Origin of the sequence: Lacimicrobium sp. SS2-24, assembly GCF_002201535.1 — a bacterium.
Classification (GTDB): domain Bacteria; phylum Pseudomonadota; class Gammaproteobacteria; order Enterobacterales; family Alteromonadaceae; genus Lacimicrobium.
In genome coordinates this window covers 108335-122658 of record NZ_NIWW01000008.1, presented here as the reverse complement: position 1 = coordinate 122658, position 14324 = coordinate 108335, and the positions used below count along the sequence as shown (strand labels likewise).

Annotated in this window: 11 protein-coding genes; all 11 read right to left on the bottom strand. The window is 52.2% G+C overall.

All coding sequences use genetic code 11. The annotated features are described in order from the left end of the window. Window positions 1–102: 102 nt before the first annotated feature. The 11 genes from dnaE to CCY32_RS13760 all read right to left on the bottom strand — a co-directional run bounded on the left by dnaE (window position 103) and on the right by CCY32_RS13760 (window position 14320). The gene (gene dnaE, locus CCY32_RS13810) at window positions 103–3570 is read right to left on the bottom strand and encodes a DNA polymerase III subunit alpha (RefSeq protein ID WP_088331678.1); all 3468 of its coding nucleotides are present in this window, start codon (window positions 3568–3570) and stop codon (window positions 103–105) included. After that, a complete protein-coding gene (gene rnhB / locus CCY32_RS13805; RefSeq protein ID WP_088331676.1) occupies window positions 3557–4159 on the bottom strand; it encodes a ribonuclease HII in 603 nt (200 codons plus the stop codon). The genes dnaE and rnhB overlap by 14 nt, the downstream gene beginning before the upstream one ends. Next, window positions 4149–5306 (bottom strand): lipid-A-disaccharide synthase, encoded by a 1158-nt coding sequence (gene lpxB / locus CCY32_RS13800; RefSeq protein ID WP_088331818.1) that lies wholly within the window; start codon window positions 5304–5306, stop codon window positions 4149–4151. The genes rnhB and lpxB overlap by 11 nt, the downstream gene beginning before the upstream one ends. A 228-nt stretch (window positions 5307–5534) precedes the next feature. Continuing rightward, window positions 5535–6305: an acyl-ACP--UDP-N-acetylglucosamine O-acyltransferase gene (gene lpxA, locus CCY32_RS13795; RefSeq protein ID WP_088331674.1), complete on the bottom strand. Its 771-nt coding sequence runs from the start codon at window positions 6303–6305 to the stop codon at window positions 5535–5537. Window positions 6306–6309: 4 nt separating this feature from the next. Then, window positions 6310–6756, bottom strand: coding sequence for a 3-hydroxyacyl-ACP dehydratase FabZ (fabZ, locus tag CCY32_RS13790; protein ID WP_088331672.1), 447 nt, complete (start codon window positions 6754–6756; stop codon window positions 6310–6312). Continuing rightward, the gene (gene lpxD / locus CCY32_RS13785; RefSeq protein WP_088331670.1) at window positions 6757–7803 is read right to left on the bottom strand and encodes a UDP-3-O-(3-hydroxymyristoyl)glucosamine N-acyltransferase; all 1047 of its coding nucleotides are present in this window, start codon (window positions 7801–7803) and stop codon (window positions 6757–6759) included. It lies immediately after the preceding gene. A gap of 16 nt (window positions 7804–7819) precedes the next feature. Beyond that, entirely contained in the window at window positions 7820–8335 is a 516-nt protein-coding gene (locus tag CCY32_RS13780; RefSeq protein WP_088331668.1) for an OmpH family outer membrane protein, read from the bottom strand. A 44-nt stretch (window positions 8336–8379) separates the two neighbouring features. After that, window positions 8380–10851: an outer membrane protein assembly factor BamA gene (gene bamA / locus CCY32_RS13775; protein ID WP_088331666.1), complete on the bottom strand. Its 2472-nt coding sequence runs from the start codon at window positions 10849–10851 to the stop codon at window positions 8380–8382. Window positions 10852–10907: 56 nt separating this feature from the next. Beyond that, the gene (gene rseP / locus CCY32_RS13770; RefSeq protein WP_088331664.1) at window positions 10908–12257 is read right to left on the bottom strand and encodes a sigma E protease regulator RseP; all 1350 of its coding nucleotides are present in this window, start codon (window positions 12255–12257) and stop codon (window positions 10908–10910) included. Beyond that, entirely contained in the window at window positions 12258–13457 is a 1200-nt protein-coding gene (ispC, locus tag CCY32_RS13765) for a 1-deoxy-D-xylulose-5-phosphate reductoisomerase (protein WP_088331662.1), read from the bottom strand. It lies immediately after the preceding gene. Then, a complete protein-coding gene (locus CCY32_RS13760; protein ID WP_088331660.1) occupies window positions 13457–14320 on the bottom strand; it encodes a phosphatidate cytidylyltransferase in 864 nt (287 codons plus the stop codon). The genes ispC and CCY32_RS13760 overlap by 1 nt, the downstream gene beginning before the upstream one ends. Window positions 14321–14324: the final 4 nt, after the last annotated feature.

The following is a 14324-nucleotide window of genomic DNA, read 5'->3' as shown; positions in this document are numbered from 1 at the left end:
TATTTCCCCGATATGGGGAAATAATAAAAAACTGTTTGCCTTCCTTCACTTGCCCTTGTGGCATATGACCAGGTGGCGCTCTGGCGAGAACACATGCACTGACTAATGAAATGCCAGCTTGACCTGCTCTTCACCTAATAACTGTTGTAGCTGATGTAATAAGTCATCATCCGGGGTGACGTACCAGTTGGCCGACACCGCCAAAACAGCCCGCGCATGTGGCTGATAATAATCGAAATGAACCGGACAGGTTCCTCCCTGATACTGACTTAACACCGCTTTAAGTTCAGCCACCGAGTGGCTGCTGCACTGTTGTTGCTGAAGCTGCAGTATAACCGCTCTGGCATTTTTTTCCCGGGCCTGCACAATATCCATGACATCCCGGGCGGACATTGTATTGCCACCCGAATACTCATCAAAGCTGACCTGTCCCGATACTACCAAAATTTTATCTTTTTGCAGCACCGCTTCATACTCTTCGAGCATATCGGGGAAAAAGCGCACGTCCATTCTGGCACTTTTATCATCCAGTGTCACAATTGCCCAGCGTCGGCCTTTTTTGTTCACCAGCACACGCATGTCAATCACCAACCCCACGACGGTGGCACTGCCCTCCCGTCCGGTCGGTTTAATGTCCACTAAGCGCCCATTACTATAGTGGCGGATTTCCTGCTGGTACTGGTTTATGGGATGCCCGGTCAGGTAAAGCCCCAGGGTTTCGCGCTCTCCTTCCAGCCACACTTTCTCCTGCCACTGTGCAACATCGGCAAAGGCCTGCTGAACCTGTTCCGGCTCGGTATTGAGCAAACCAAACATGTCCTCCTGTCCGAAGGACTGCGCCTTGGCGTGTTGATCGGCTGCGGCAATGGCCTCTGGCAAACTGGCCATCAGGGACGCCCGGTGGGGTCCCAGGTTATCCATGGCACCGGCCAGCACCAGCTTCTCTAATACCCTTTTGTTGATGCGCTTGAGATTCAGGCGTGCACAAAAGTCAAACAGGTCGCTGAAGGCGCCCTGTTGCTTGCGGGCGTCAATAATGGCATCAATCGGACCTTCACCCACCCCCTTGATGGCACCAATACCATAAACAATCTGCCCCTGCTCATTGACGGAGAACTTGTACTGGCCAGTATTAACATCAGGAGGCAGCACCGTGAGTCCCATGCGTTGGCATTCGTCAACCAGCGTAACAATCTTATCGGTGTTATCCATGTCCGCCGACATGACCGCAGCCATGAATTCAGCGGGATAGTGAGTCTTCAGCCACAGGGTCTGATACGACACCAGGGCATAGGCAGCGGAGTGAGACTTGTTAAAGCCGTAGCCTGCAAACTTCTCCACCAGATCAAAAATTTTCATCGCCAGGTCGGGATCAATCTGATTCCTGGCAGCCCCCTGGCGGAACACTTCCCGCTGCTTGGCCATTTCTTCAGGTTTTTTCTTACCCATCGCACGGCGCAATAAGTCGGCCTCACCGAGGCTGTATCCCGCCATGACCTGGGCAATCTGCATGACCTGCTCCTGATACAGGATAATGCCGTAGGTGGGCTGCAGAATTTCTTCAAGACATTCATGCTGGTACTGCGCATCGGGATAGGAAATTTCTTCTCGACCATGCTTACGGTCAATAAAGTTATCCACCATGCCCGATTGCAACGGGCCGGGACGAAAAAGTGCCACCAATGCAATGATATCCTCGAAGCTGTCCGGACGAAGACGCTTAATGAGGTCCTTCATGCCACGGGATTCAAGCTGAAACACCGCGGTGGTTTCTGCGTTTTGCAGCACTTTAAAGCTCGGCGCATCCTCAAGGGGGATAGCCGTAATATCGATATCTTTGCCCTGACCGGCTTTAATCATATCCAGCGCCCACTGGATAATCGTCAGCGTACGCAGGCCAAGGAAATCAAATTTAACCAGTCCCGCGGTTTCCACATCGTTCTTGTCAAACTGCGTCACCGGGAACTGGCCATGTTCGTCACAATACAAGGGCGAAAAGTCGGTGATTTTAGTGGGGGCGATAACCACACCACCGGCATGTTTTCCGGCGTTACGGGTGACCCCTTCCAGAATGCGGGCCATATCAATCAGATCCCGTACCTCTTCATCCTGCTCGTAGGTTTCCGGCAGACGCGGTTCTACCTCAAAGGCTTTCGCCAGGGTCATACCGGGATCACCGGGGATCAACTTGGATATACGATCGACAAAACCATAGGGATGTCCGAGTACCCTGCCCACGTCGCGCACCACAGCTTTGGCCGCCATGGTGCCAAATGTAATAATCTGAGACACCGCCTCGCGCCCATACAGATCGGCAACATGATCAATCACTTCATCACGGCGATCCATACAAAAGTCGACATCGAAATCGGGCATGGATACCCGTTCAGGGTTCAGAAACCGCTCGAACAGCAAATCGAATTCCAGCGGGTCGAGATCGGTGATTTTCAGTGCATAGGCCACCAGCGAGCCGGCCCCTGACCCCCGCCCCGGTCCAACGGGAATGCCGTTATCTTTACTCCACTGGATAAATTCCATGACGATCAGGAAGTAACCCGGAAAGCCCATCTGATTAATCACCTGAAGCTCTATTTTCAGGCGCTCATCATACTCCCCTCGCTTGGCCTGACGTTCCTGCTGGTCGGGAAACAGAAAGGCCAGACGTTCTTCCAGCCCCTGCTCAGATTTCATCACCAGAAAATCTTCATCGGTCATATCGCCGGTAGGGAATTTAGGCAGGAAGTACTCGCCTAAACGCACGGTCACATTGCAGCGCCGGGCAATCTCAACGGTATTTTGCAGGGCTTCAGGAATGTCGGCAAAAAGTTCACACATTTCTTCACTACTACGCAGATATTGCTCTGCGCTGTAGCGTTTGGGGCGCCGTTTGTCGTCAAGGGTATAGCCATCATGGATCGCCACCCGGATCTCATGGGCATCAAAATGTTCGGCTTCAAGAAAGCAGACCTCATTGGTGGCAACCACAGGCAACTGCCGCTGTGTCGCCATAGCGACCGCCTGATGCAGATAATCCTCTTCGCCGGGACGGCCGGTGCGCATTATTTCTACATAGTAATGCTCGGCAAAATACTGCTGATAAAAATCAACAATGCTCTGCGTCATTTCGCTATTGCCTTTAGTCAGCGCAATACCCAGATCCCCCGCCATGGCACCGGAAAGAACAATAATGCCTTCATGGTGTTCCTGCAGCCAGTCCCGATCAATAACCGGTCTTTCCTGCACATGGCCACGCAGATAGGCCTTTGAGATAAGCTGGGTAATATTCTGGTAACCCTGATTATTACGGGCCAGTAAGGTCAGACGATAAAGCTGGTCGCCAAGCAAATCACTCTGAACCCAGAAATCTGCGCCAATCACCGGCTTGATCCCCAGGTTATGGGCTTTATCGTAAAAGCGCACCAGACCACAGAGGTTCATTTGATCAGTAATGGCCACTGCGGGCATGTTCAGCGCTTTCACCTTTTCAAGAATGGGCGCGGTCTTGTTCAACCCATCCATCATAGAAAAGTCACTGTGCACCCGCAGGTGCACAAAGTTAATGTCTGCCATTGGTACTGTCCTGCTGTTGTTCGAGAGCGCGCTGTACGGGTTTAAAACTGAGCCGATGATGAGGGGTGGGCCCCAGTTGCGCCAGACTTTGCAGATGCGCCGCCGTAGGATAGCCCTTATGACGCTCAAATCCGTATGCCGGATATTCCCGGGCCAGCTCGCTCATCTGTGCGTCCCGGGTCACTTTGGCCAGGATGGAGGCCGCGGAAATCGCCGGAATCAACCCGTCACCTTTCACTACCGCCTCACTGGAATAGGCCCAGGCAGGGCAACGATTGCCATCTACCAGCACATGCTGGGGCTGAATAAAAAGCCCTTCGACAGCGCGTTCCATGGCCAACATGGTGGCCTGCAAGATATTCAGCTCATCGATTTCTTTGGCGCTGGCCCGGCCAATGGACCAGCACAGCGCTTTTTCTTTAATTAAGGCATAAAAATGCTGGCGCTTCTTTTCACTGAGCTTCTTGGAATCCATCAGTCCCTCAATGGGATGACGGGCATCGAGGATCACCGCTGCGGTTACCACATCCCCGACCAGAGGGCCCCGCCCCACTTCATCCACGCCGGCGATCAAAGTGCTATTGTTCATTTTGACTCGCATTCAACAGGCTCAGCACCGCGTCCGCGGCCCGCTCATCGGCCCCAAGTCTGAGCGTTTTGTGCAGACCTTCAAAGCGTTGCACTAACGCCGAGGTATCCTGTTCCAGCAGGCCTTTGAGCTTTGCCGCCATCACAGCCGGTTGCACCTGGTGCTGCACCAATTCCGGCACCAACGCTTCATTAGCCAGCAAGTTAGGCAGTGAAAACCATTGAGGTTTATACATGCGCTTACCCATCTGATAGGTTAACCAGTTAAACTTGTAGGCCACAACCATGGGCCTTTTGCATAACATGGCCTCCAGGGAAGCGGTACCGGAAGCCAGTAGTACCGCGTCTGCCGCAATCATGGCTTCTCTGGACTGCCCGTCGATGACAATGACATCTACCTTTTGTGGCGTGCTGGCAAGCATCGCGGCAATCTGCGTACGCCGGCGTTCGTTGGCCGCAGGGATAATGACAATTAACGTCGGGTTCTGTTGCTGCAACAGCGCAACGGTCTGCAAAAAGGGGGGCAGTAGCCTTTCAACTTCTGAGCCACGGCTTCCGGGCAGTACTGCCAGTACGGATGCATCGGCGGCAATATTCAGTTGCTGTCTCGCCGCCTGTTGATCAGGCTTCAACGGAATCGCATCTGCCAGGGTATGGCCCACAAACGTACAGGGCACCTTGTGACGATCGTAAAAGACTTTTTCAAAGGGAAGCAGACTGAGCACCATGTTAGTAGCACGGGCAATCTTTACAATGCGTTTTTCCCGCCACGCCCAGACAGTGGGGCTGACATAGTGTACGGTCGGGATACCCTGTTGCTTGAGTCGCAGCTCCAGCCCGAGGTTAAAATCCGGTGCATCAATACCAATAAACACATCTACCGGATTGGCGGTAAAGTAGCTCACCAGCTGACGTCTGACCTCCAGCAACCTGCGAATGCGTGACAGCACCTCTACCAGCCCCATGACGGATAGCTCTTCCATATCGAACCGTGTCTGGCATCCCTGCTGTTGCATTCTGGGACCGGCAATACCAATAAATTCGACCTGTGGCAGGCGCTTTTTCAAGGCCTGAATCAGTCCGGCTCCGAGAATATCGCCGGACGCTTCTCCGGCAACAATGCCGATTCGGATAGGGGGAGTCGTCATACGGATGTGGGCCTGCTTCTCTTTCATATTCGATTCTGTTGAACGCAAAACTGCTTCAATCAAAGGCAACCGCTATGGTTTAGTCAGCGGAACGGGCCAGAAACAACCTCTCCGGAGTGAGCTTTGTATGCGCTGCCTCAAAGGACGGCAATCACTATGACTGACGCGCAGTGCCTGATGAAATACATCACCACGTCGCCGACAAGGGCCGAAAGCACCTTGCTCACCCTAGCGGACAATACCTCTGGGAGAATTCGCCACAAAGTCTACCAGAATCTCCAGCTCAGGAGTCTGCTCCTGCATAGCACGCAGTTCACGCAACGCTTCGTCTGTCGTCTTACCACTGCGATACAGCACCTTGTAAGCCCGGCGGATCTGTAAAATACTCTCTTTACTGTATCCGCGGCGGCGTAACCCTTCGGCGTTGATACCATGAGGTTTGGCATCCTTCCCTCCCACCATGACGTAAGGTGGCAGGTCTCTCAGCAGGATAGTACCGGCTGCACAAAAACTGTGGGATCCCACATGACAAAACTGGTGTACCCCCGACATACCGCCGAGAATGGCCCAATCGCCCACATGCACATGGCCGGCAATACTGGCATTGTTAGCAAAAATATTGTTATCACCCACCATGCAGTCATGGGCCAGATGCACATAGGCCATCAGCAGATTATTATTGCCGATGCGTGTCAGTGAGTTGTCCTGGATTGTGCCACGGTGCACCGTGACACATTCTCTGAAGGTGTTACCGTCGCCGATTTCCAGGCGAGTCGGTTCACCGGCATACTTGAGATCCTGACAATCTTCACCGATGGAGCAAAACTGATAAAAATGGTTAGCCTTACCGATTCGGGTCGGGCCTTTAATGACGACATGGGACTCAATCACCGTGTTGTCATCTATTTCAACATCCGCTCCGATCAGTGAGTAGGCACCCACTTTTACGTTGTTGCCAAGCTTTGCACTGGGGTCTATTTGGGCTGTATGGTGGATCACCTTGCTACATCTTCCTCATTGCACACATAAATTCGGCACTACAGGCCTCTTCACCGTCCACACTGGCCACGCCGGAAAACTTCCAGATTCCCCGTTTCTCTTTGATCAATTCAACTGAAAAATCCAGCCTGTCTCCGGGCACCACAGGGCGCTTAAAGCGAGCCTTATCAATGCCGGCATACAGGTAGAGCTCATCTGAATTACCCACGGTTTTAAAGCCCAGAATACCAGCGGCCTGCGCCATGGCCTCCAGAATCATGACACCTGGAAAGATGGGCTTTCCGGGAAAGTGCCCGGTAAAGCAGGGTTCATTAAATGAGATATTTTTATACGCTTTAATGGAGACGCCCAATTCATAATCCGTCACCCTGTCAATTAACAAAAACGGGTAGCGATGGGGCAATAGCTCCATGATCTCTTCAATATCGATAAGCTTTAACTCGTTAGCCAACTATCTGTCTCCTTTGCCAGCACTATCGTGCTCCGAATAATGTTTTTCCAGTTCTCTGACACGTTGGCTGAGCCGATCGAGGTTGCGCACGTTGACCACTGCTTTACGCCACTCACGACTCGGTTGTGATGGCAGCCCTGAGGAATACGCTCCCGCCTGACTCACTCCTTTAGTCACCATACTCATTCCCGTAAAGTGCACATTGTCCACAATCTCGACATGACCGGTGATTGCACTCAGGCCGCCTATAGTGCAATTGCGGCCAATCCGTGTACTTCCGCCTACCACAGTGCACCCGGCTATGGCCGTGTTTTCACCAATCACTACGTTATGTGCAATCTGGCATTGATTATCGATGATGACCCCGTCCGCCAGACAGGTATCGTCCAGCGCACCGCGGTCTACCGTGGTACTGGCGCCTATCTCTACGCGGTCACCGATGATAACCCGGCCCAGTTGCGGGATCTTCACCCATTGCCCGTTATCATTGGCATAACCAAAACCATCCGCACCGATAATGGCACCGGCCTGAATCAGGCATGAATGGCCAATGTGAACGTCATGATATAGGGTGACATTCGCCCACAGCTTAGTGCCTTCACCGATGGTGACATCTTTACCAATCACGCAGCCGGGCCCTATCTGCACATTGTCACCCAGCTTAACGCCGGACTCGATCACGGCATTGGCACCTACGACCACGTTATTCCCCAATGTCACGTCCTCTGCGATGGTCGCATGAGGTGAGATTGAGTCGGCCGCGGCCGGTGTGGTATCCATCAACTGCGCTAAACGGGCAAACCCCACGTAGGGATTCTTCATAACCAGAGCGCTGACCGGACAAAACTCCAGATCAGCTGCCTGAAGGATCACCGCATCGGCTTTCGTGTCTTTGAGTTGGCTACGATACTTGCTATTGGACAAAAAGGAAATCTGACCTTTGCCTGCTCTGGCCAGCGTAGAGACGGCATGTATTTGTACATTACCGTCTCCCTGAACCTCGGCATCCAGATGCGCTGCCAATTCATTGAGGCTATAGGTTTTCATCGACCGTGAAGCCCTGTTATTTGATTTTGCTGACCTGATCGACCACTTTCTGAGACAGGTTGTTCGCTTCCGCCATGTACGCCACGGCATTGGAGTTCAGTACCAGATCATAGTTCTCTTTTTCAGCGATGCCATCAATGGCTTGCTTAATCAGGCCCAGCAGCTTGTCACGCTCTTCACCCTGACGGGCCTGAATTTGCTGTTGTAACGGCTGAGTCTTACCTGCATATTCATCACGCAGTGAAATCAGCTTATCTTCCAGCTCTTTGCGCTCAGCATCGCTCATAGTAGCGGCGTCTCGCTCACGCTTTTCCATGTAGTATTTGATGTCTTTTTCCATGCGACCGATTTCTTCGATCTGATCCTTAAATTCGTTACGGATGTTTTCCTGAATAACCGCAGCCTGAGGCAAGGACTGGAAGATACCCTGTACATTGACCACGCCAATCTTCTGTGCAGCCATGGCTGCAGAACTGAGCATAGACGTACCAAGAATGGCAGCGGCGACAACACCTTTGTTGAATTTTTTCAAAATACTCTCCTCAAAATTATCTAAAGCCTATCCGGCTGATATTATTAGAATGTTTGCCCGATATTAAAGGAGAAGAAACGACTCTCATCGCCATCTTCTTCTTTAAGAATACGGGAAAAGCTGAAAATCATCGGCCCCATGGGAGAAAGCCACTGTACTGACAGGCCAGCAGAGGCCCGGAAACGGCCTATATCAGCGTAGTCGGCAATCTTGTTGCGCTCTGATTCGGCCAGGCCATCATAATTTTCCACTCTGAACTCAGTGTCCCATACATTGCCCACGTCCACAAACAGACTGGTACGTACGGAGTTGTCCAGTTCCTCGTCGATGAACGGGGTCGGAACAATTAACTCTACGCCACCGAGCACCATGGCATTACCGCCAATAGCACGTAACTGCGTGGTGTCGGTGACAGTATCGGCATTCGGTCCTAACGGGATCTGACTGCCATCAGGCGCGGTGATGGTACTGGGACGACGATAAATTGGACGCGGACCCACCGTGTTGTTTTCAAAACCACGCAGTGAATCGCTGCCCCCCGCCCTGAAGTTATCCCAGAAGGGCAGAATTTGGTCGTTGCCATCGAGGTCGCCATAACCATTGCCATATCCCATTTCCAGTCTGGCCAGGAAAGACCAGCGCTGATCGCGTGACAGCGGGAAGTAGAACTTGGTATCAAAGCTCAGCTTGAAATAATCCACGTCGGAAAAAGGCGCGGTGACTTTCGCCGAAGCCCGCTGCATGGAACCCGCCGTAGGAAATACCCCGCGGTTCAGGGTACTGCGACTCCAGCCAGCACTCAGCTCGTAGGAATTAAACTCAATACCCGCATCCGGATCGTTAGGATCCGCAAACATGTCATAAAAGGTACGGATTTGATCGTAGGTTTGTAACTGCGAAATCTTGTTATACCGGTAGGTAAGACCGAAATTCAGACGGTTATATTCGTCAACCGGATAGCCAAAGTTCGCCCCCAGTCCCCAGGATTTATTATTGTACTGCACCAGGTTCGCGCTGCCGGCGTCAAACTCGGAGTAAAATAAGGTGCCACCGAGACTGATACCGTCAATGGTGAAGTAGGGATCCGTATAGGAAACCGTCGCACTTTGCTGATAGGACACAGTATTCAGGTTCAGACCAAGACGTTTACCCGTGCCCAGGAAGTTATCCTGCTGAATTCCCGCCTGCAGACTTAGTTTGGTGCGGTCGCCATAACCAATACCGGCATTAAAGGAACCGGACGGCTGTTCCTTGACGTTGAAGTTGACGTCCACCTTGTCCTCTTCGCCGGGCAGGCGTACCGTTTCAAAATTCACTTCTTCCATGTAGGTCAGTCGCGACATACGCGCTTTAGAAGACTCCAGTGCCGTATTTGACAACCAGGCCCCTTCCATTTGTCTGACTTCACGACGCAGCACTTCATCTGCCGTCACATTGTTACCGGCAAAATTAATCCGGCGTACATAAATCCGTTTACCCGGATCCACCGACAGGGTCAGCTTTACGGTTTTGTCTTCATCATTGATTTCAGGAATGGTGGTCACTTCAGGGAACGCATAACCGAAGCGGCCTAAATACTTACTGATAAACTCTTCGGTATAGGTCACTTCCGCAAGGTTATACATCTTACCGGCCGACAGAGGAAGAATACGCCTGATGGTGTCTTCCTGGCCCAGCAAATCGCCAATCAGTTCAACGTCAGAAATCGTGTATTGCTCTCCTTCTTCAACGTTAAGAGTAATGTAGATTCCCGCTTTATCCGGCGTCATGGAGACCTGCGTCGAATCCAGGCTATAGCGCAAGTAACCGCGATCTTTGTAGTAGCTCTCCAGTGTCTCCATATCACCGGTCAGCTTTTGTTTCTGATAGCGGGTTTCAGAGAGAAAGTCCCACCACGGCGTATCAAACCGCAGCTCAATCTGGTCCAGCAGTTCAGCGTCACTGAACACCTCGTTACCAACAATATTAATTTGCTTGATATCCGCCGCATCGCCCTCTTCAAACAGAAGCTTGAGGTCAACGCGGTTACGCGGCAAGGGGGTGATGATGGCACTGACGTCGGCGTTATATTTACCGATGCTGTAATAAAAGTCTTTAAGGCCATTTTCAATAGAGGTCAGTACAGTTTTATCCAGTGGCTCGCCCACCCGGATATTACTGTCATCAAGGCTTTGCTGGAGCTGCTCATCCTTGATGTCTTTATTGCCTTCGAAGTTAATTCGGCTGATGGTGGCCCGCTCACGCACCTGAATCACCAGGGTGCCACCGTCTCTGAGCACTTTGATGCTCTCAAAATGGGTCGAACCATAGAGTGAGCGAATCAACTGGGAGATGCGAAAAGCATTGAGTTTATCGCCCACATTAACCGGCAGATAGGTCAGGGCGGCCCCCAGCGCCACGCGCTGCAAGCCCTCAATCTTGATGTCTTCCACGACGAATTCACTGGCTTTTTCAGCCGATGCAAAGAAGGACCCGGATAACATCAATCCGGCTACAACTAACTGTTTCAACTTCATCAAAAAATATTCATCCAAACTGCTGGGGTTCGCGAAAAGCCCATATTGTTATTAGTCTACAAGCGAGCGATATCATTAAATATTGCCACTGTCATTAACAGCAGTAATAGTGCGCCACCTATACGAAACCCGATTTCCTGCACCCCTTCTGGTACAGGCCGGCCCGTCAAAAGCTCAATAAAATAATAAAGTAGGTGTCCACCATCAAGTACCGGTAAAGGTAAAAGATTGATAATACCGAGGTTGACGCTGATTAAAGCCAGAAAGCTCAAAAAATACACCAAACCATACCCGGCACTGACACCTGCTCCCTGCGCGATGGAGATGGGCCCACTCAAATTCTTGACCGACACATCTCCGCTTATCAGTTTCCCTATCATTTCCACACTGAGCACCATCAGGCGCCAGGTCTTATCGGCGCCCTCTATGAGCGCTCCTACAGGCCCGTATTGCCGGGTAATCCGATAACTCTCAGGCCAGGGTTCGGCAGTGGGCACGATACCCAGATAACCCTGCACTGCATCGTTAACCTCGCGGCTACCGGCCTGCACCTCAATGTCCCGCAGACTGCCATCCCGCTCAACCGCCAGGGTAAAGCGCTGGTCAGGCCGGGCACTGATAAAGTCCACTATTTGTTCCCAATTCTGCACAGGAGTTCCATCCAGTCGCAGTATTTTATCGCCTGGCTGCAATCCGCCCTGTGCCGCCGGAGAGTCTTCTGCAACAAATGCCAGTTCTGTGGTCGCCTCAGGCCTGAACGGAATCACCCCCAAGCTAACCAGTGCCGACTCCTTATCCGGATCAAACTGCCATTGGCGTATATCCAGTGTCACCCTGGTAGTGGCTTGCCCACTGTCACTGACCCGCATTGACAGACTGTCCTGTCCAATGTGAGAGACCAGCTCCAGATTGACCGCTTCCCAGTCCAGAGTCTCCCTGCCACCCACTTCTTCAATCTGCATCCCGCTTTTCAGGCCTGCCTGAGCGGCAATACTTTGCGCGGGCACCTCACCAATCACCGGCTTAACCGTATCCACACCGATCAGGTACATACACATCAGCGCAAAAACGGCAAAAATAAAATTCACCACCGGACCGGCCGCAACAATGGCGATACGCCGCCCCACACTCTTCTGATTAAAGGCCTTAGGCAAATCCTCATCGCGCACGGGCTCGACCCGTTCATCCAGCATTTTCACATATCCCCCTAAGGGGATAGCTGCAATCACAAACTCAGTACCGGTTTTATCGACTTTTCGCCACAATGGCTTGCCGAAGCCAATGGAAAAACGCAGTACTTTAACACCGCATCGTCTGGCGACAAAGAAATGTCCCCATTCATGTACCGCAACCAGCACACCCAGGGCCAGAATAAAAAACAATAAACTCCACAAAAAACTCAGCATTTATGTCCCCAGCATCGACTGTGAAGGCTGGGTCACGGCTTGTCTGGCCAGTACCCTTACCTCATTATCCCAGCCTATGATGTCATCAATGCTGTTTAGTTCACAGGAATCCAGAGCATCCAGCACCTTGCGATTAAGATCGGCAATACCGGTAAAGGACAGCCGCCCCTGTAAAAACGCCTCTACCGCTATCTCATTAGCCGCATTCAGCGCCGTGGTAGCATATTGCCCTGCCTGGCAGGCCTCTATGGCCAGTGCCAGATTCGGATATCTGTCGAACTCCGGGGCCTGGAATGTAAAGTCGGTCATTGTTGAAAAATCCAGTGGCGCAACACCTGAGGCGATGCGCTCAGGAAACGCCAGCGCGTGGGCTATGGGCGTGCGCATATCCGGATTACCCAATTGGGCAAGAACGGAGCCATCGGTGTATTGCACCATAGAATGAATCACACTTTGCGGGTGTATTACCACTTCAATCTGTTCTGCCCTGAGTCCAAATAGCCAGCACGCTTCGATAAACTCCAGCCCCTTATTCATCATGGTGGCGGAGTCTACAGAAATCTTCCGTCCCATGCTCCAGTTCGGGTGCGCGCAGGCCTGGGCCGGTGTCACTGTAGCCAGTTCGTGGCAGGGGGTGTGCAGGAATGGTCCACCGGATCCGGTCAGCAAAATTTTGGCAATTCCCTTACGCTCAGGGGCTCCGTAGACATAATCCTGGGGCAGGCATTGAAAAATCGCATTATGCTCACTGTCAATGGGTAGCAACTGTGCCTGACCGCTTTCCAGTGCATCCATAAACAGCTGCCCGGACATCACCAGTGCCTCTTTATTGGCCAGTAGCAGCTTCTTCCCGGCGCGCGCCGCTGCCATCGTTGGCAGCAAACCAGCAGCGCCGACAATCGCAGCCATTACCGTATCCACATCCTCATGGGCACTAACAAATTCCAGTGCTTGTGACCCGGCAATAATTTCACTGTTGATTCCCTTGGCTTCGGCCAACTGTGTGGCTCGGGTGTAGTCGGCCTCATCGGCTACGACCAAATACTGAGGGCTGAATTCTCGCGCCTGTTCCATCAGCTTATCCAGACGGGTATGGGCGGTCAGCGCAAAGACGTTATAGCGCTGTGGGTGCAGGCGCACCACATCCAGCGTACTCTCGCCGATTGAGCCGGTTGAACCAAGCAAAGTCAGTCGTTGCATCAGGTCATCCACAACACATAACACAGTGCAAAGATCGGAAAGGCTGCCGTCAGGCTGTCGATACGGTCGAGGATGCCACCGTGTCCTGGCAGTAATGTGCCACTGTCTTTGCAGCCAGCGCAGCGTTTAAACATACTTTCATTCAGATCGCCCAGTGCAGATACCGCCACCGTCAAGCCACCAATAATCAGGTGGCTCCAAATCATGGTCGCATTCACCTGATAGTGCAGTGCGGCAAAACCGATGATCGCGAAAGACGCAGCGATACCACCGAGCAAGCCTTCCAGCGTCTTACCCGGCGACACGTTGGGACGGAGTTTATGGCGGCCAAACTTAACGCCAATGAAAAAGGCGCCAATATCCGCCGCCCAAACAATACCCAGTACATAAAAAATCAGTGACGCCCCGTATAAGGTATCCACATCGTAAAGTTGCGTGCGCAACGTCACAATAGCCACCCAGGTTGGCACCAGGGTGAGAATACCAAACAATCCGCGCAGCAACCGGCTGTTGCGCCACATGGCCGTATACTTGGGGTAGGCCAGAATCATCAGTAACACCACCAGCCACCATAGGGCGGCAATGGCCAGAATGGTTAAATAGAGATCCGTTAACTGCCCCTGAACCCAGATTTGTTTCACGGGCACGAGATACGCCAGCACCAGGCAAATCAGGGACACCAGCGATGTGTAAACCGCTTTACCGGGGCGGGTTTTCAGCCCCATCAGGTTGGCCCATTCCCATGCCCCTAAGGCGACGATAAGACCTATACAAATCTCAAAGCCGCGTAAAGGCAGAAATAAAATACCGATCAGTGCCAGTGGCGCCAGCACCAGGGCTGTAATCACCCGTTGCTTCAACATGCCT

Coding starts and splice junctions, on each gene's coding strand:
- CCY32_RS13760 (WP_088331660.1), bottom strand. CDS start 14,320: ATGTTGAAGCAACGGGTGATTACAGCCCTGGTGCTGGCGCCACTGGCA.
- lpxB (WP_088331818.1), bottom strand. CDS start 5,306: ATGACGACTCCCCCTATCCGAATCGGCATTGTTGCCGGAGAAGCGTCC.
- lpxD (WP_088331670.1), bottom strand. CDS start 7,803: ATGAAAACCTATAGCCTCAATGAATTGGCAGCGCATCTGGATGCCGAG.
- rseP (WP_088331664.1), bottom strand. CDS start 12,257: ATGCTGAGTTTTTTGTGGAGTTTATTGTTTTTTATTCTGGCCCTGGGT.
- bamA (WP_088331666.1), bottom strand. CDS start 10,851: ATGAAGTTGAAACAGTTAGTTGTAGCCGGATTGATGTTATCCGGGTCC.
- ispC (WP_088331662.1), bottom strand. CDS start 13,457: ATGCAACGACTGACTTTGCTTGGTTCAACCGGCTCAATCGGCGAGAGT.
- rnhB (WP_088331676.1), bottom strand. CDS start 4,159: ATGAACAATAGCACTTTGATCGCCGGCGTGGATGAAGTGGGGCGGGGC.
- dnaE (WP_088331678.1), bottom strand. CDS start 3,570: ATGGCAGACATTAACTTTGTGCACCTGCGGGTGCACAGTGACTTTTCT.